13 protein-coding genes and 1 tRNA gene are annotated in these 17783 nt (G+C 58.1%); 5 read left to right on the top strand and 9 right to left on the bottom strand.

What is annotated here, in order from left to right:
- Nucleotides 1-256: 256 nt before the first annotated feature.
- The 4 genes from AC244Q_RS02315 to AC244Q_RS02300 all read right to left on the bottom strand — a co-directional run bounded on the left by AC244Q_RS02315 (nt 257) and on the right by AC244Q_RS02300 (nt 4151).
- Nucleotides 257-673 (bottom strand): MAPEG family protein, encoded by a 417-nt coding sequence (locus tag AC244Q_RS02315; protein WP_113547248.1) that lies wholly within the window; start codon nt 671-673, stop codon nt 257-259.
- Nucleotides 674-837: 164 nt separating this feature from the next.
- Nucleotides 838-1392 (bottom strand): hypothetical protein, encoded by a 555-nt coding sequence (locus AC244Q_RS02310; protein ID WP_113547247.1) that lies wholly within the window; start codon nt 1390-1392, stop codon nt 838-840.
- Nucleotides 1393-1394: 2 nt separating this feature from the next.
- Nucleotides 1395-2879, bottom strand: coding sequence for an IMP dehydrogenase (gene guaB, locus AC244Q_RS02305; RefSeq protein ID WP_113547246.1), 1485 nt, complete (start codon nt 2877-2879; stop codon nt 1395-1397).
- Nucleotides 2880-3158: 279 nt separating this feature from the next.
- Complete coding sequence (locus AC244Q_RS02300) at nt 3159-4151, bottom strand: MBL fold metallo-hydrolase (RefSeq protein ID WP_113547245.1); 993 nt, start codon at nt 4149-4151, stop codon at nt 3159-3161.
- A 248-nt stretch (nt 4152-4399) separates the two neighbouring features.
- Between AC244Q_RS02300 and AC244Q_RS02295 the strand changes: the two genes are divergently transcribed.
- Entirely contained in the window at nt 4400-5824 is a 1425-nt protein-coding gene (locus AC244Q_RS02295) for a DHA2 family efflux MFS transporter permease subunit (protein WP_113547244.1), read from the top strand.
- An 86-nt stretch (nt 5825-5910) separates the two neighbouring features.
- Here the strand turns inward: AC244Q_RS02295 and AC244Q_RS02290 are convergent, their stop codons facing one another.
- The 3 genes from AC244Q_RS02290 to AC244Q_RS02280 form a co-directional block, all read right to left on the bottom strand.
- Nucleotides 5911-6294 carry a VOC family protein gene (locus AC244Q_RS02290; protein WP_012756167.1) on the bottom strand — a complete coding sequence of 128 codons (384 nt, stop codon included), beginning with the start codon at nt 6292-6294 and terminating at the stop codon, nt 5911-5913.
- 157 nt (nt 6295-6451) lie between these two features.
- Nucleotides 6452-7171, bottom strand: coding sequence for an RlmE family RNA methyltransferase (locus AC244Q_RS02285; protein WP_113547243.1), 720 nt, complete (start codon nt 7169-7171; stop codon nt 6452-6454).
- A 14-nt stretch (nt 7172-7185) separates the two neighbouring features.
- Nucleotides 7186-8754, bottom strand: a complete 1569-nt coding sequence (locus AC244Q_RS02280) for a Ppx/GppA phosphatase family protein (protein ID WP_041935463.1) — start codon at nt 8752-8754, stop codon at nt 7186-7188.
- A 242-nt stretch (nt 8755-8996) separates the two neighbouring features.
- Between AC244Q_RS02280 and AC244Q_RS02275 the strand changes: the two genes are divergently transcribed.
- The 4 genes from AC244Q_RS02275 to AC244Q_RS02260 all read left to right on the top strand — a co-directional run bounded on the left by AC244Q_RS02275 (nt 8997) and on the right by AC244Q_RS02260 (nt 15077).
- Nucleotides 8997-9070, top strand: a tRNA-Gln gene (locus AC244Q_RS02275).
- A gap of 966 nt (nt 9071-10036) precedes the next feature.
- Complete coding sequence (locus AC244Q_RS02270) at nt 10037-10777, top strand: CHAP domain-containing protein (protein ID WP_113547242.1); 741 nt, start codon at nt 10037-10039, stop codon at nt 10775-10777.
- A 139-nt stretch (nt 10778-10916) separates the two neighbouring features.
- Nucleotides 10917-12008 (top strand): caspase family protein, encoded by a 1092-nt coding sequence (locus tag AC244Q_RS02265; RefSeq protein WP_162770440.1) that lies wholly within the window; start codon nt 10917-10919, stop codon nt 12006-12008.
- A gap of 1086 nt (nt 12009-13094) precedes the next feature.
- Nucleotides 13095-15077: an acyltransferase family protein gene (locus tag AC244Q_RS02260; protein WP_113547240.1), complete on the top strand. Its 1983-nt coding sequence runs from the start codon at nt 13095-13097 to the stop codon at nt 15075-15077.
- 156 nt (nt 15078-15233) lie between these two features.
- Here the strand turns inward: AC244Q_RS02260 and fcl are convergent, their stop codons facing one another.
- Nucleotides 15234-16184, bottom strand: coding sequence for a GDP-L-fucose synthase (gene fcl / locus AC244Q_RS02255; RefSeq protein WP_113547239.1), 951 nt, complete (start codon nt 16182-16184; stop codon nt 15234-15236).
- Complete coding sequence (gmd, locus tag AC244Q_RS02250; RefSeq protein ID WP_113547272.1) at nt 16185-17246, bottom strand: GDP-mannose 4,6-dehydratase; 1062 nt, start codon at nt 17244-17246, stop codon at nt 16185-16187. It abuts the gene before it with no gap.
- Nucleotides 17247-17783 lie beyond the last annotated feature (537 nt).

The raw sequence follows: 17783 nt of genomic DNA, 5'->3' as shown, positions 1-17783 counted from the left end.
GCGCAGAAATAGGCCAATCAATTTAAATATTAGTAACCATGTTATTGAAATATTCATCGACAGCGGTAACAACAGCCTTACGCCGCACGCGTTAGGCGCATGTTTTGACTGGTCTTCCAGCCTTTTCACTTTGGTGAAAACAATATCGTTGGGAATGGCTCAACGTCCGGCGGCCATATTGCCGCCGATGCCGGCAACTTGCGTCGTCGGCCTGCAACACTTACGGGCAAATAATGGGGCGGCGGCGCCTGTCGCCTCAGCTCATCAGCATCCATGCGGCAAGCCAGATCCACATGGCGGCAAGTACCAGGTAACCGGCAGCGAAGATCGGGCTGCGATAACGCAGGTCGTTGCTGGTGACGTGGATGGCGGCATGGGCGTAACGCAGGGCGACGAAGGCCCAGGCGAGGCCGAGGGCGACGAGATTGTCTGCCTCGGTGATATAGAGAAGAATGCAGCAGGCGTAGAAGAGCACAGGCAGTTCGAACTGGTTGGCGAGGCAGTTCTTGACGACAAGGCTTTCGGCCGGCTCGCCGCGGTTTTCGCGATAATCCGATTTCACGATGCTGCCGGCGCGGACCATTTTTGCGCGCCGAAGCCCAAGAAGCGCATAAATGCCATAGACCAGGGCCACATGGGCGAGCAGTGGCCAGAAGATTTGATAGCCGGTCATATGTTGGTCGTTTCCTTTCCGCTTCCGCGTTCGACGCGAGCATTAGCCGAAAGGGGAGCTGGATACCAGCATAGGGCGACGCCCCATCGGCACCTGCGTCGCTAAGGCACGTCGCCGCAGGTGTCCCGGCTTTTCGACATGGAGCTGGATGGAATAACGGCGCCTCAGTCCGGACGCGACGAGAGCCAGCGCATGACGGCGAGCCGGGCGATGAGGATGAAGCAGATGGCAAGGCTTGCGAATTTCAGCCGTGTCATCCACGGCAGCAGCTGCGTTGCAAGACTTGCAGACGCACCGTTGCCGAAGGCGATGAGGCTCGAGATGTTCTCGCCGTAGTCGGCGATGCCATAGATGAACGGCAGCAGGTAGACCGCCTTGCCAATGACCGGATGCACCGATTGGCCGAACCACGAACCGACGGGACCGAGCTTGAGGAAGGCGAGGAACAGCAGCGCCGTCAGCAATGCCGGAAAGATCAGCTCCGGCCCGAAATACATGGCGCGTAGCAGCCTGGTCGCCGTCTCGTTCTCATCGAGCAGCTTCTGCATGTGGAAGACCGCCGACTCGTCGTAACCGGCGAAATAGGTATCGAGCACCGCCTGGCCGGTTTCGTGCTTGAACGGAACGACGAAGCCGAAGGTCGTCCAGGCGAGCACGGCAAGGCAGAGGGCTGCGAGCAGCGCGACGACCCAGAGAGGAATCCCGCTGCCCGCCTTCATGATCAGAGGCCGGCGCCCGGATAGTTCGGGCTCTCGCGGGTGATCGTCACGTCATGGGCGTGGCTTTCGCGAAGACCGGCACCGGAGATGCGCACGAAAGTGGCGCGGTCCTGAAAATCCTTCAGATCCTTGCCGCCGACATAACCCATGGCCGCCTTGAGGCCGCCGGCGAGTTGGTGGATGACGCCCGAGACCGGCCCCTTGTACGGCACCTGACCTTCGATGCCCTCAGGCACGAGCTTCAGCGTGTCGCGCACCTCGGCCTGGAAGTAACGGTCGGCCGAGCCGCGGGCCATGGCGCCGACGGAGCCCATGCCGCGATAGGCCTTGAAGGAACGGCCCTGGTAGAGATAGACCTCGCCCGGGCTCTCATCGGTGCCGGCAAGCAGCGAGCCGATCATGACGGCGGAAGCGCCGGCAGCGATCGCCTTGGCAAGATCGCCGGAGAACTTGATACCGCCATCGGCGATGACGGGCACGTCCTGATCATTCGCGGCCTGCACCGCCGACATGATGGCGGCCAGCTGCGGCACGCCGACGCCGGCGACGATGCGCGTCGTGCAGATCGAACCCGGACCGATACCAACCTTGACAGCATCCGCGCCGGCATCGATCAGCGCCCTGGTGCCGTCATAGGTGGCGACGTTGCCGGCCATGATGCGCACCGAGTTGGAAAGCTTCTTGACGCGGGTGACGGCATCGAGGACGCGCTGCGAATGGCCATGGGCGGTATCGACGACCAGAAGGTCGACACCGGCCTCGATCAGCCGCTCGGCGCGCTCGAAGCCGTCATCGCCGACGCTGATGGCGGCGGCAGCGCGAAGCCTGCCCTGCGCATCCTTGGAAGCGTTCGGGTTCAGCTGCGACTTCTCGATATCCTTGACGGTGATGAGGCCGACGCAGCGGCCTTCGGTATCGACCACCAGCAGCTTCTCGATGCGGTGCGAATGCAGCAGGCGCTTGGCCTCCTGCTGATCGACGTTTTCCTTAACGGTGACCAGATTGTCCTTGGTCATCAGTTCATGGATCTTCTGTTCCTGATCGGAAGCGAAGCGGACGTCGCGGTTGGTCAGGATGCCAACGAGGCGGCCGGACTTCTCGACGACAGGGATGCCGGAGATGCTGTAGGACTTCATGAGCCCGAGCGCATCGGCAAGCGTCGCATCGGGGCCGATCGTCACCGGATTGACGACCATGCCGCTTTCAAACTTCTTCACTTGCCGGACCTGCTCGGCCTGTTCGATCGGCGTCAGGTTGCGATGAATGACCCCGAGGCCGCCGGCCTGGGCCATGGCGATCGCCAGGCGGCTTTCGGTGACGGTATCCATGGCGGATGAAATGATCGGGATGTTGAGTTCGAAATCGCGGGCGATGCGGGTGGAGATATTCGTCTGGCCTGGCATGACCTCGGAATGTCCGGGCTGCAGCAGCACGTCGTCGAAGGTAAGCGCGTCTGCGCCGGTTGCCGTTTCAATGATACGTGCCATGGCCAAATTCCTTCATTTAATAAAAATGCGACCCTGTCCGGAAACGAATCGTCCGCCCCGGCGGTCTGCATGGGTTGCTTGGAAGTTGGCGAGGGCTGGTAACACGTCTATGACAGGAAGGAAATAGCAAAAAGCCCGGCATGTCCGCCAGGCTCGTCATGGGTGCCATGCGCCAGGAGCATTGCGGGAAAAGCGCTCAGCACTTTTCCGTCCGGAATTGCATAAAAACAAGAAGTTAGAGCGGCCCAGCGCTTCCGCGAAAGGCGGAACCGCTCCCGATCAGATGTCGAACTGATAGCTCTTCGGCACGAAGCGATAACCGCCATCCTGCCTTTCGACGAAGCCGACCGCTGGGAACGGCATGTGGTAGCCAAGGAAGGCGATCTTCTCGCTCGCAATCATCTCGAAGACCTTGCGGCGGGTGGCGGCAGCCTGCGCCTTGTCCATGTCGAAGCGCACCTCCCAATCCGGCCGCAGCAGCGACAGGATATAATGGTTGGCCGTATCGCCGGTGAGCACAAGGCGTTTGCCCTCGGATTCGACGTGGAACACCATATGTCCCGGCGAGTGGCCGGCCGCCAGCACCGCAGTCACACCGGGCGCGACGCTATCACCTTCTTTGATAAAAGTAGTCTTCTCGGCGAACGGTACGACATTGGCGAGCACCGCCTTGTGGCCGCCCTCGGCAGGCGTGCCCTCACGTGCCTTGTCCGACCAGAAATCATATTCCGCCTGGCCGACGACATAGCGGGCATTCTTGAAGGCAGCCGCGCCGTTTTCCATCAGGCCGCCGATATGATCACCGTGCAGGTGGGTCAGCGCCACCAGCGTGACGTCGTCGGCCGAATATCCCGCAGCCTTCAGGCCTTCGGTCAGTTGGCCGGCGCCACGTGCGCGGCCGGCAGCGCCGAAGCCGGTATCGACGAGGATGACATCCGAACCGGTATCGATGAGAGCCGGCGTATAGCCATTCATGAACTTGTCGGCCGGCAGGAAATTTGCGGTCAGCAACGCCTTGACCGTTTCAGGATCCTGATTGGTGCCGAAGGTTTCATAGGGCTTTTCGACAATGCTGGTGCCGTCGCGGACGACGGTGAACTTATAGGAACCGAGCTTGAATTGATTGATCTCAGGCAAAGGCGTTCCATCCATAAGATTGCGTTCTCCAGTTGCGGCCGCTTCGGCCCTCTCTCTTAAAATGACCGGCGCCGCCAGCAGGCCAAGGCCTGCGGCAAAAAGGGTGCGCCGCTTTATTCCCGACGAAATTGTCATATGTCCATCCTTCATGACGTGCGGAGCGTCGCCGCACGGCCCCCAGTGTCGATTCCGGCCGGATTTCTTGCTCCCGCCAGGTAAACATATGTCAATCTTGACAAGCGACGTTAATGCGCAAGCCGTCTCACGCAGACGTGAAGCAAACGTGTCGTCGACCCGGATTTGGGGATTGGCAGAACCCGCAGCTGGGACTAAACAGCACCGGCCTTTCCAGCTCCATTCCGCGCCCATCAAGGCTTCCGCCTATGAATCGCATCGTCCCGCTGATCCTTGCCGTCGCCCTCTTCATGGAACAGATGGACTCGACTGTCATTGCGACGGCGCTGCCGGCGATCGCGGCGGATCTCAATGTCGGGCCGATCACGCTGAAGCTGGCGCTGACCTCCTACATGGTGGCGCTGGCGGTGTTCATCCCGGTCAGTGGCTGGATGGCCGACAGGTTCGGCGCGAAGAAGATCTTCCGCCTTGCCATCTCGGTGTTCGTCATCGGCTCGATCTTCTGCGCAATTTCGTCCAACCTCGTCGAATTCGTGTTTGCCCGCTTCCTGCAGGGCATGGGCGGCGCGATGATGACGCCGGTCGGCCGCCTCGTGCTGGTGCGCACGACGCAGCGCAGCGATCTGGTCTCGGCCATGGCGCTGCTGACCATCCCCGCGCTTGTCGGCCCGCTCACCGGACCGCCGCTCGGCGGTTTCATCACCACCTATTTCAGCTGGCACTGGATCTTCCTGATCAACGTGCCAGTCGGCATCATCGGCATCTGGCTTGCGACGATCTTCCTGCCGGAGGTGGAAGCGACGGCGCCGCCGCGGCTCGATTTCACCGGTTTCGTGCTGACTTCGCTATCGGCTGCGGGCGTCGTCTTCGGCCTGTCGGTGGTCAGTCTGCCGGCCCTGCCCCCGATCATCGGCGTCACCGCCACCTTGATCGGCCTCATCTGCGGCGTCCTCTACGTGCGCCATGCCAAGCGTCATCCGGCGCCGATCCTCAATCTCAACCTGTTCAAGAACCCGACGTTTCGGGCCTCCACCTTGGGCGGCATGCTCTTTCGCATTTGCGTCGGCGCCATGCCATTCCTGACGCCGCTGATGCTGCAGCTCGGCTTCGGGCTGACGCCGTTCCAATCCGGCCTGATCACCTTTGCAGGCGCGATCGGGGCGATCACCACCAAGTTCATGGCGAAGCGCGTCTTCGCCGCCGCCGGCTTCCGCACCACGCTTCTCGGCGCCGCCATGGTGACGACCCTGGTGACTGTCGTCACCGGCCTGTTCACGCCGTCGACGCCGCATCTCGTCATCATCGGCGTGCTGCTGCTCGGCGGCTTCTCCCGCTCCTTCATGTTCACCGGCGTCAATGCGCTTGCCTTCGCCGATATCGAAGATTCGGAAGCCAGCCAGGCGACATCGATGAGTTCGGTGATGCAGCAGGTCAGCCTGGCGCTCGGCGTTGCGGTCGCCGCCGCGATCCTGGAGAGCTCGATCTATTTCCGCGGCGAAGCGCTGCAGGTCGCCGATTTCCACCTTGCCTTCTACATCATCGCCGGACTGACCGTCATTGCGACCATTCCCTTCATCCGGATGGACCGCAATGCCGGCGCACTCGTTTCCGGCCACCGCTTGAAGACGATGACGGCCGCAACTGTTGAAGCCGAACAGCACGCGGTGAAATAAAGCATGTCGCGCAAAAGTGTGCAGCAGTTTTGCGGGAACGACATGCGTGGAAACAAAGACCTAAAGCGCGAGGAGCGAAGGCACCGCTACTGCGGGTTTTCGCAGACCGCAGAGAGCTTGTTACCGTCGAGATCACGCACATAGGCGGCATAGAATTGGGCATGGTAGGAGCGCAGGCCGGGCTCGCCCTCATCCACGGCGCCTGCCGCGATTGCCGCCGCATGAAAGGCATCGACATCAGCCCGCGTTTCGGCTGCAAGCGCCACCATGGCGCCATTGCCTGAGGTTGCCCGGCGGTGATTGAACGGCGTCACCACCCAGAAGCGGCAGCGCGTATCGCCCTCGGCGGAATAGCCGATTTCCTCTTCGGAAGAGCGCTGACGGCGATAGCCGAGGGGAGACAGCACGGCATCATAAAAATGCCCTGCGCGATAGAGGTCGTTGGTTCCGAGCGTGACGTAAAGAAGCATGGGATCAGCGGTTCAAATCCTGACAGCGCGGTGCGCCCTTCAGACACGCAAAGGACGCGGCAACGCTTTCCATTGCTGCATATCTTATCCTTAAATCGATACCGTTTTAAGGAGTTATGCAGTTGATCGCCATCATCCGTCGGGACCGGCCCGAAGATCAAGCTTCCTCTGCGTTGCCTTCGGCCTTGCGTCCCTTGAACCCCTTGGCCAGCAGGAACATCTCGACTGATTCGGCGCGCGACGAGTTCGGTTTGACATGGACGACCTGGCGGAAGTTCTGCTTGAGCATGGCAAGCAGCTCACGCTCGGTGCCGCCCTGGAAGGTCTTGGTGAGGAAGTGCCCGCCTTCCCCCAGCACTTCGACGGCGAAATGCGCCGCCACCTCACAGAGATGCATGGTGCGCAGATGGTCGGTGCGGTGGTGGCCGGTGGTGGGCGCCGCCATGTCGGAGATGACGAGATCAGGCGTGCCGCCGACGGCCTCCAACAGCTTTTCCGGCGCACTGGGATCGAGGAAATCCAGCTGCAGGATCTTGACCCCCGGCAGCTGGGTCATTTCGAGGAAATCGATCGCAGCCACACGAATATCATCATCTGTCGAACCGGTGACTTTGGCGGCGATCTGCGACCAGCTGCCGGGGGCAGCGCCGAGATCGATAATGCGCCTGGCGCCGCGCAGGATATGATGTTTCTCGTCGATCTCCAGCAGCTTGAAGGCGGCACGGGCGCGATAGCCTTCGAGCTGGGCGCGCTGCACATAGGGATCGTTGATGTGGCGCTCCAGCCATTGGCGGGAGGAGGCCTTCATCTTCTTGTTCTTGACGCGCTGGCCGAGCTTGCGGCCGGTGCGGTTTCCCGCGATCGGTGCCTTGGTCATGCCTATTCCTTATCTCACGATCTCACGCGCTGGCCGCGGCGGTTGCGGTTGCGCCGCCACACGCCGTCATCGGCCATCATGTCGGTGAGCAAGCCTTCCCTCAAGCCGCGATCGGCAACGCGCATGCGCGGGCTCGGCCAGCGGCGGCGGATCGCCTCGAGAATGGCGCAGCCGGCGAGCACCAGATCGGCCCGGTCAGGCCCGATGCAGGGATTGGCGGCACGGCTTGCGAAATCCCAGGAGAGAAGCTTTGCCTGCATGGCGGAGACCTCGTCGTCGGATAGCCAGATGCCATCGACCTTGCGCCGGTCATAACGCGGCAGGTCGAGATGCACGCCGGCCAGCGTCGTCACCGTGCCCGATGTGCCGATCAGGTGAAAGTCGCCGGTCTGGGCGACCTCGATCTCCGGGCAATCGAAGCTTCCAAGCATGCCTTCGACTTCACGCACCATGCCTTCGAAGGCCTCCGGCGTGACGTCGTGCCCGCCATGGCGCTCCGACAGGGTCACGACGCCGACCGGCAACGAGGTCCAGTGGGTGATGTGATTGGCAAGGCGGCTGAAGCGATTGTCGCCGATGCGGATGACGGCAATCTCCGACGAGCCGCCGCCGATATCGAAGAGCACGACGGAGCGCGTCTCGCGACCGACCAGCGAGGAGCAGCCGGAGACGGCAAGCCGCGCCTCTGTCTCGCGATCGATGATCTCAAGCGCGAGGCCGGTTTCGGCAACGACCCGGCTGAGGAATTCCTCGCCATTGACGGCCTGGCGGCAGGCTTCGGTGGCGATCAGCCGCATGCGGCGGATCTCCCGGTTCCTGAGCTTGGAGGCGCAGATCCTCAGCGCCTCGATCGCCCTCTCCATCGCCTCATCGGACAGACGGCCGCTGGCCGCAAGACCTTCGCCGAGGCGCACGATGCGGGAAAAGGCGTCGACGACGCGAAATTGTCCCGGACGAGTCGGCTGGGCAATGAGGAGACGGCAATTGTTGGTGCCGAGATCGAGGGCAGCATAGAGCTCCTCCGGCCACACATGTTCGCCGGCCTGACGATCCCCCTGATGCCCGGGATGGGCATGGCTTTCCTGGCGACCCCTGCGGTTGGCGCTCGCGCCATTCAGTGTTTCACGCAGTTCGCCACCGAGCGCCGTCTCTTCCGCGCGGCGTTCCTGCTGCGGGGCACCTGATGGTTTTGCCGGTGTTAGCGGCCGGCCCTGCAGACCGCGCTTGCCGCGATGCTTGCGGCGGTTGCGACGGCTCGGCGCCGAATCGCCATCGGAGCGGGCGGCATGATCTGCCGCTCCGGCCTGTTCCATCATATGAGGTTGAGGTGAACCATCCTGCACAGCACCATGGCCGCCACGACGGCGACGCTTGCGCTTGCGGGCCGGATTGCCGGCTGCATCTTCCATCGGGCGCGCAGGCTGTCCGGCACCGCCGGAAGGCTCATGCGAAGCGGGATGAGCACCGTTGCGGGATTGCCCGCCACGTTTGCCCTTGCGGCGCCTGGACTTCTTGCCGTCCTTGCGCCCTGCCGCCGACGCCCCGTCAAATTGCAGCTTTGCGCCGCCTTCGGGGTCTTCCACGTTGTTTTTCCATCGCGCCGCGCAAGTCTTGAGATATGCAGCAGGCGCTCATTCGATTTTTGCGTTGCGGCAAGAATATCAGCGCCCGCCGAAATCGCCAAATTCTTTTTTGGACAGGGGATTCGCAGCGGTTTCACCTTTCCGCGGCAGCACCGATTTTTTTCAAATCGGGTATTTGCAATCCCCCGGCTTTTGGTTATAAGCGCCGCACACCAGCCGACCGCCCGCCGGTTCGCTTATGCTGGGGAATAGTTCAATGGTAGAACGACGGACTCTGACTCCGTTAATCTTGGTTCGAATCCAGGTTCCCCAGCCAATTCTCCCCCACGACCACCGCCATGGCGGCGACATCTGGACGTCTGCTGGGAGAGTAGAGATGGTAGGCTGTAAACGGCTGGCTCCATTCTTCCAATACCTACGGCACTCGTCTGACCATCGCAGATCCCTACTCGCCTTGGTGCGACCTTCTCTGTTTTGACAGCGCTGCTACCTCTGGCGGCTGCGCCACTATGGTCGCTTATTTTCCTCCCAGCGGATTCCCGACGGCGACCGTGCAGATGTGGTGATCGGCTCCGGACGCAAAAGCAGACCGTGTGATGGTGGCCCTGCAGCTGAAGCTCGTGCCCGACCTCGATACTTCGATCGTCTGACGCACCATGCGGCCTCTGCGATCGCGCCACCCCCTAGCCAATCCGTTCTGAGTCCATCTGAATGGGGTTGCCCCACCAGAATTATCGGAGCCGGGCGTTATTTCATGCCTTGCTGTTCGCCCTTTACCCTCCGCATTAACACGGACGAAGAGCCGTCCCCGTGATGATATATAAATTTCCTGATTCCACACAATCTTCCCCGTCCTACGTCTCCCATGAACCACTTCCGTGTACTGCACCACAATCGAGTGGCCCTTCAGTTGCGCTTGAAGATCGCTTTGACTAAAGGCCGTGACGGGCATAGTTAAAGCAAGGAGAGCGCTCGCAATAGATATCAGCCGCATAGATACCCCTGCCTTTTCCTGGTTTTGCGATAGGTAAATCTCTTCAGCCGCTAGGAAGTGTTTTTCTCCATCAGAGACGACTGCGCCGACCTTTATTGCTGAAGACAAGCAATGCCGAAGGCCGGTAGTTCGGCATCACGTGCAAAACTGACAGATTCCGACCCTTTATTATCATATTCTAATTCCCAACTAAATAGAGTATGATTGCCTAGATTATTCGCACTGGTTGTGGTCGGCAGCTTTCGCGAGACGGCTCGGCCCCACGTCAGCTTCACTTGGGGGATATCCATGCGTACGCGTCGAACGTTTCTCGTGCAATCCGCGTTGGCTTTGGTGACGGCTGTTTCCGCCAGGGCAGATGATAGCTGGGAGGCTTTGCTCAAGGACGCAATCGGCGACGCGAACCCGATCACGCTTGGTCGGATCATTCCGCCTGCATCCTCGCCGCTTTGGAAGGAAGCACATGATCAACTTGATGAAGCACGGAAGGCTCGGCGTCCATATGATATCGCCAGATATTTCGTCACGTCGCTTCCCCCCAAATTTCAGATTGCGTGGCCCGAGCCAAATCCTGCGCGTCCCACCCTTGCGAACCCTCTGATCGTTCTATTCTTTGCTTCTACAAAAACTCAGCCCGCCGGGGACAAAACACCTTGGTGCTCAGCGTTTGTGAACTGGTGCCTTCAAAACGCTTCACCATCGATAGCGGGAACGAACAGCGCTGCGTCTCAATCGTTCATCAGAAATGCAGGCTGGGGCACAGAAGTGTGGAACAAGCGGGATAGCTGGCCACCAAGTGCGGCGAGACCGGGCGACATTGCCGTCTTCACGGATAGGTCGGATCCTACCCACGGACACGTGGCGTTTTTCCACCGCGCGACTCCTCGTCAGCCGCACCATGTAGACGTTCTGGGGGGGAACCAGTTCAATAGGGACGGCCTACATACCTTCAACGTAAAGTCGCTCAACATCAAGAACGAACTAGAACTTGTTTCCATTCGTAGAACGAAAAGCCTGCGAGATGGGTGAGCTCCACTCCCTGGGCCTCGTCGTTCTACGGGTTGCCCTGTTTCTTGGTGTCTGCAGCTCTTCTGCATGGGCCCAAAATCTCGAAATGACTTGGAGCGTCCCACCTCAATATCAAACGCCGGGAAACGGCTCCACCGCGATGATCATCAAGGATCCAGAGGGTGTTGCCAGGACAATATACGATGAAAGCTATGCTGTTCTCATCATTCAAGGGCGATATTCAAACGGTTGGTCATCAACCGTTGCACAGGGAGAGCGAAGCGCTTCCATTTTAAGGAAAGCACTTGAAGCTCGCGGTTATCACGTGATGATCTGGCGCGACTTGAAGGGGCAGCAATTCCAACTCCTACTGAGTGAAATACTATCGAACATTGGGTACCGGAACCAAACTCGCCTTCTATTTTACTATTTCGGCCATGGTACCTCACTAGGGACCTCCGATGACGATGCGGGGATACGGACTTTCTTGGTTCCCGTGGACGCTGGCGATCCCAGCACTAATCCTCAAGGATTTTACAGATCCGCAATTCCGATTTCGCGGCTGACTGAACTTGCCTCCGCGATGACCATCAAACATGCCTTTTTTGCGCTTGAAGCATGTAATGCCGGCGGGATTTTGTCCACGCTCGGTCTGCCACCGCCACCGAATGCGATGGGCTATATCTTCGGTGAAAACGTAAAAAAGCATGTCCGGCAATTCCTGACTGCCGGAAATGAGCAGCAGGAGGTTCCGTCGGGCGTATTTAGTGCGTTACTTGTGGGCGCATTCGACGAGGGAAGCCGAAATGCTGATGGTTACGTTACCGGATCAGACGTGATCTCCTATGTGACGCGCCATAGCCCACAATATACCAAGGATTTTCCACTAAATCCTTCATATGGATTTATTCCGCCAGCAGGGGGCGGTGACATGGTGATCGGTCCCTCACTTGCCAAGCTGGACGCGTCAATCGAAGGGGATAGCCCACCGGGCGTCGTGGACAGGCCGAGCGCGAGCGGGGCACTGAACGGCAAGAAACCTGCTGAGCCCGAACCAGCAGCGCCATCCGTGAAACAGACACCATCTTCGACAATGCCGAAACGCCAAGCCCAACCGCGAAATCCGGGAAAGCACAAGCCGCCCATCGTCTCTCAATCCGCGCCGCCGAAGTCGCTCCGCGGCAACGGAAACGTTAATACACCCACATCAGGAAAGTGCTTCAAGTTTGATGGCCAGACCTTTTGCGAGTAGACATGAACGGATCTTTCTGAAGCACAGGTAGCATCCGCTGCAGCCGAGACGTAAGGGCGGAAGTCTCAAAACCTGCTGTGGTTTTTTGGAGGAGCCATTGACCACCTGATGCTTTCGCTGCTCGCATTCCTGCTGGTGAGTATCTATGGGGGCGGAGTATGCTCCCGCGAGTTCGCAAACGTCACTGAAACAACCGCTGTACCTGCAGCGCCATACTGTGCACCGGGATTAGCAAATCCGAGCTGTAACGGTTGGCGAGTAGATGAACAGGGGTGCGCGAGTCCGATTTCGCGCCGCGCGCCTTGCAACAGACAGCCTGAGTTTGGCCCTTTGTCAGTCGTCTGACGCTTGCGTCGCGACGTCCGCTCTATTGCGCGCTATGGACGAAGCCGTGCCGAGACGATGATTTGAAGTCCGACAGCGGAAATTATTGCCGCTCGCCCGTCCTATTTACTGAGGCCCAAAGCCAGGCACAAACGTGGCATCCACGGTCGCTCGCCGCGGGAAAAAAGAGGGAATTTCAAGGCTTTTTCGTTAAGCCATTGAAATCATGTGGAATCCATGTTCCCCAGCCACTATTTCACTAAGCGATTGATTTTACGACAAAACGGGTTTGCTTTTATCTGCCCTCCCCGTCCCCTCCTCCAATGCCTGCTTCCTTTTCGCTGCCCCGATCACTTGGATCGACGGGCGCAGCATATCGGCGAATCCGACATCCTGGCTTGGGCGAACAGCTTACAGCATCTGCGCACTACACCCGCCCATTTCGATTTTTTTTGATTTCGGGCGCGCCGTGGTGGGCAGCGATGGTAGGCGCTAATTGGCGTCGGCCTGACGTCTTCTCGCTTCTGGAATGACCCATCGACAAAATTGGTCAGCGACTGGGAAAACAAATGCAAACTAATGAGGGTTCCGGAATGCTGATTTACAACAGCGCAGAAAATAAAGATTGAAATCGGCCCCGCCCACAAATCTTTTATCAGGTCATACTGTTCTCCCTCCAAGATCTCTGTGTTAGGCAGCCCAAAAGCGCCATTCTTGCGCGCGACAAAGTTACGCTCTCGATATCGAAGGCAGGCGCTAGCATTGAAGGCTTACAGACCAGAGATCGATGGCTTAAGGGCCATATCGGTGATTGCGGTTATCCTTTATCACGCCGAGTTCACGATTGCTGGCCACACGTTACTTCAGGGTGGATACATTGGCGTCGATGTATTTTTTGTGATCAGCGGCTTTCTGATTTCCCAAATCTTGCTGACAGAAATCGAAGCAACGGGGCGTATTGATTTCCTCAAATTCTACGCTCGGCGTGCAAGAAGAATTCTTCCTGCGTTGTTCGCAGTCATTTTCGTGACGATACCCTTCGCTTATTACCTTTTGCTACCGTCGGAACTCCTGGATTACGCGAATTCCATAGGTTCGACGCTCCTATTTGGGTCGAATATCTATTTTTATTTTACTGCGGCTCAATACGGGGAGCCCAATACCCTTCTCAAGCCTTTTCTTCACACCTGGTCGTTGAGCGTCGAAGAGCAGTTTTATATCGGGTTTCCGCTCTTATTGCTGATCGTGCGCCGATACCTGAAGTCAAGGTTTCTGCCATGCGTGTTGCTTGTGGCATCCCTCAGCTTTGTATTGTGTCTGGTGACGGTACGGTATGATCAACAGCAGGCCTTCTACTCGCCACTCACCCGGGCCTGGGAACTGCTGGCCGGAACACTTCTCGCCTATCACGATGTGAGGCGCGGACGAACTCGCCCTCGGCCGTTACTCGCCGCGGTCGGGCTTGTCCTCGTTCTTGGTTCACTGATCTTGTTCAGAAAGGACACAGCTCATCCCGGTCTGTTCACTGTGATCCCGGTCATCGGGACCTGTCTGTTGCTCGCATTCGCCAGTCAGCAGCACGCAGTCGGGCGCCTGTTGGCTTCTCCACCTGCGGCGCTCACCGGAATAGTATCCTACTCTCTATATTTGTGGCACTACCCGGTCTTCGCCTTCTTGCGGCTGACAAGCTTGAATTTCAACAATGGCGATAAGCTCCTCGCCATCGCAGCGACGGTCTTGGTCGCGGTCGTGAGCTTTGTCGTTATCGAAAAGCCCCTTCGCCACTCCAGGAGAAGCCGCGCTCTCTGGATCTACCTGGGCTCATCAGCTGCAACCATCACGGCTGCAGTTGTGTCAGCAATCTCTATGGCCGGTTTTCCTCACAGGTTGGATCAAATTTATCCACCTCTCGCGCAGACGAACGAAGCACGGCTCGAAAGCACTTTTCTAAGCTTGAACAACAACATTCAAGCTGGGAAGCCCATTATCTTCATAATTGGGGACTCGCACGCCAGAAACTGGTCGATCGCGCTGAAAAATTACATCGATTCCGACCGATATCAAGTCGTCGCAATCAGCTACTTAAACTGCATGGTGGAGATCAAGAACGATATTGTTAAGGCCCCCTCTCGCGCCAGCATTTTCGATAAATACTGCATTCCCTTTGAAAAATTTATCAACGACAAGTCATTGCTCAGCCGAACGAAAGCGATCTTCCTCACGAGCCTTCGGCCTTTTGAATACACCGTCAACCCCTTCAGGTTTGAGCTTCTTTCCTGGATGAAAAGCCACTCGGATGACGCGCGAATTTTCGTTTTCGGAAATTATTTCCAGCTCGACGAATTACACTCGTGCCTAGGGCTCATGTTTCAGAGAAAATCCGATGCCTCTATATGCCTGCGGGAAGCGACCTATCCGCCGGCCAACCAGCCTTTAGAGCAACTGCCATTTTTCCCATCCGATCTAGCGTTCACCTACGTCGATATCGTCAAGCTTCACTGCGATTACGACAAGGAGAAATGCCTCACGAGCAGCAGGGGTGTTCCGTTCATCACAGACTGGAACCATCTGACAGCAGAATTTCTGACGACCCTGATTGGTGACATTCTGGAAAAGAGAACCGCCGACCTAAGGGGCGATGGTCTCCTCGATTTCCTGGTACCGCCGCACGCCAGGCAATCCGAACGAACGGCAAGTTCTCAGCCGAACGCTGGTCGAACGTCTTCCGCTTCTCCATCAGATTAAGCGCCAGACGCCGGGAACGACGGTGAACTTGGTGTTCAAGTCCGGACTTTCGGCATACCCCATCGTCTCGATCAAGGGTAGCAGCCACGTCGCCTAGAACCGACGGCTCACACGTCACGCCAATCGCCGCCCTTTGGAGTTCTGGATGCCCGACAGCTATTGTCGCGCCACGGCGTTGCCTTCGAACTGCAGAAACCAATCATACACTGCGCGGATACCTTCCTCCAGCGAGATGCGTGGCATCCAGCCCATGTTCTTCAGCTTGTCGGTGCTCATGAGCTTACGCGGCGTCCCGTCAGGCTTGGAGAGGTCGTGGGCAATTTTTCCTTCGTAACCGACAACACGGCAAACCAACCGCGCGAGCTCGATGATTTCAATGTCCTCTCCCGAACCGACATTGACGTGCTGCGCGTCCGAATAGTTCTTCAACAGGAAAACCAGCGCATCCGCGCAATCGTCAACGTGGAGAAATTCCCGTCGTGGCTTTCCGGTTCCCCAGATGGCAATTTCGGATGCCCCCGTCACCTTTGCGACGTGCGCTTTGTGAATTAGCGCCGGCAGAACGTGACTGGATTGCAGATCGAAATTATCGCCCGGACCATAGAGGTTGGTGGGCATGGCAGAAATATAATCGCGTCCGTGCTGCTTGCGGTAGGCGTCGGCCAGCTTGATCCCGGCAATCTTGGCGACAGCATACCACTCGTTGGTCGGCTCAAGCGGTCCGGTCAGAAGCGCATCTTCAGAAATCGGCTGCGGCGCGAATTTAGGATAAATGCAGCTTGAGCCCAGAAACAGAAGCCTGTCGACGCCGTTACGATGCGCGGCTTCGAAGATATTGGCCTCAATAATCAGGTTATCGTAGAGGAAATCGGCCGGGAAGGTATCGTTCGCAAGAATACCGCCAACCTTTGCAGCAGCGAGGATGATCGCATCCGGTCTGTTCGTCTGGACGAATTTCTCGACCTCGTCCTGCCGTTTGAGATCAAGCTCCTGTCGCGTTGCCGTGATGACAGTGCAATTTTCTGAGTGAAGCCGGCGCACAAGCGCGCTGCCGACCATGCCGCGATGACCGGCGACCCAGATTTTCTTGTTGGACAGGTCGTACACTCAGATCTCTTTCCGGCTGTTTTGAGCCTTCAAGTGCTTGACATCCTCCCGCACCATTTCGGCGGCAAGTTCGCGAACCGGGGTCTTGTGGTGCCAGCCGAGTTTCTGACGTGCCTTGGTCGGGTCGCCAAGCAGAAGATCGACTTCCGTCGGGCGGAAATACCGCGGGTCGATTTCTACAAGGCAGGCACCGGACGCGGAGTCATAACCCTTTTCGTCGACGCCGGACCCCTTCCATTCCAAAGCAATGCCCACGTCGGCAAAAGCCCACTCCACAAACTGGCGGACACTCGTCGTCTCACCGGTCGCCAAGACGTAGTCATCCGGCTTGTCCTGCTGCAGCATGCGCCACATGCCCTCGACATATTCACGCGCGTGGCCCCAGTCGCGCTTGGCGTCGAGATTGCCGAGGAAAAGCTTATCCTGCCGCCCCAGATGGATGGCAGCAACGGCCATCGTGATCTTGCGCGTGACGAAGGTTTCGCCGCGAAGCGGGCTTTCGTGATTGAAAAGAATGCCGTTCGACGCATGCATGCCGTAGGCCTCGCGATAATTCACAACGATCCAGTAGGCATAGAGCTTGGCTGCGGCATAGGGAGAACGCGGGTAAAAGGGCGTCTTCTCGTTCTGCGGCACTTCCTGCACAAGACCGTAGAGTTCCGAGGTCGATGCCTGGTAGAACCGGGTCTTTTCCCCGAGCCCCAGGATACGGATCGCTTCGAGCAACCTCAGCGTCCCGACGCCATCGGCATCCGCCGTATATTCAGGTGTTTCGAAGCTCACACCCACATGGCTTTGTGCGGCAAGATTGTAGATTTCATCGGGCTGCGTCTGCTGCACGATCCGCAGCAGGTTGGTCGAGTCGATCATATCGCCATAGTGGAGAATGAAGCGAGGATGTGCCTCATGCGGATCCTGATAGATATGTTCGATGCGGCCGGTATTAAAAGACGAGGATCGCCGCTTGATACCGTGCACCGTATAGCCCTTGCTCAGAAGCAATTCGGCCAAATAGGCACCATCCTGACCAGTTACCCCAGTAATAAGCGCGGTTTTTGTCATTTTCATCGTCTTTCGATACAATCTTCGGGTCGTGTTTATGGAAACGGCCGAACGAGTGCAACCCCCATGTAACTGCGGCCAGGCCGGCGAAATGAGCATCGTCGATCTCTTCGGTTGACGCGAGGCTGGCACGATGAGACCAGAGCTTTCCATTTGTCAGATGTCTAAGGGGTAAATACGATCGGGCGGTTCTTCCTTGACTGTCCTCACCGGGCAAGAGGTCATTTTGCCCTTCAGTTTACTTTCCCGCTCCAGGTTTTGATGGCCCTTCAAGCACCATAGAAGAAATTGTCGATCATTGTCTCAAGATTGCAACGACACCCTCCAAACAGGTCCAACTTTGCTTGTGACCGGGCCGTTGTGGGTGTTGTCGTGATCGCAGGATATGCTAAGGCAAATACCAGGAATTAATTAGGTGCAAATGAATGGATGACGCGGATGACCCCTCGCGCCAATTGGTGAGAGCGCCCTTTTGCGGATCTCCGTGACGATCAATTCGTGACAGCATCCGCTGACTGTGACCCTTTTACAAAGGGG

Source organism: Rhizobium sp. CB2179, from assembly GCF_057653455.1.
Note: the sequence above shows the minus strand (reverse complement) of the source record. Positions and strands in the feature narration are given on the sequence as shown.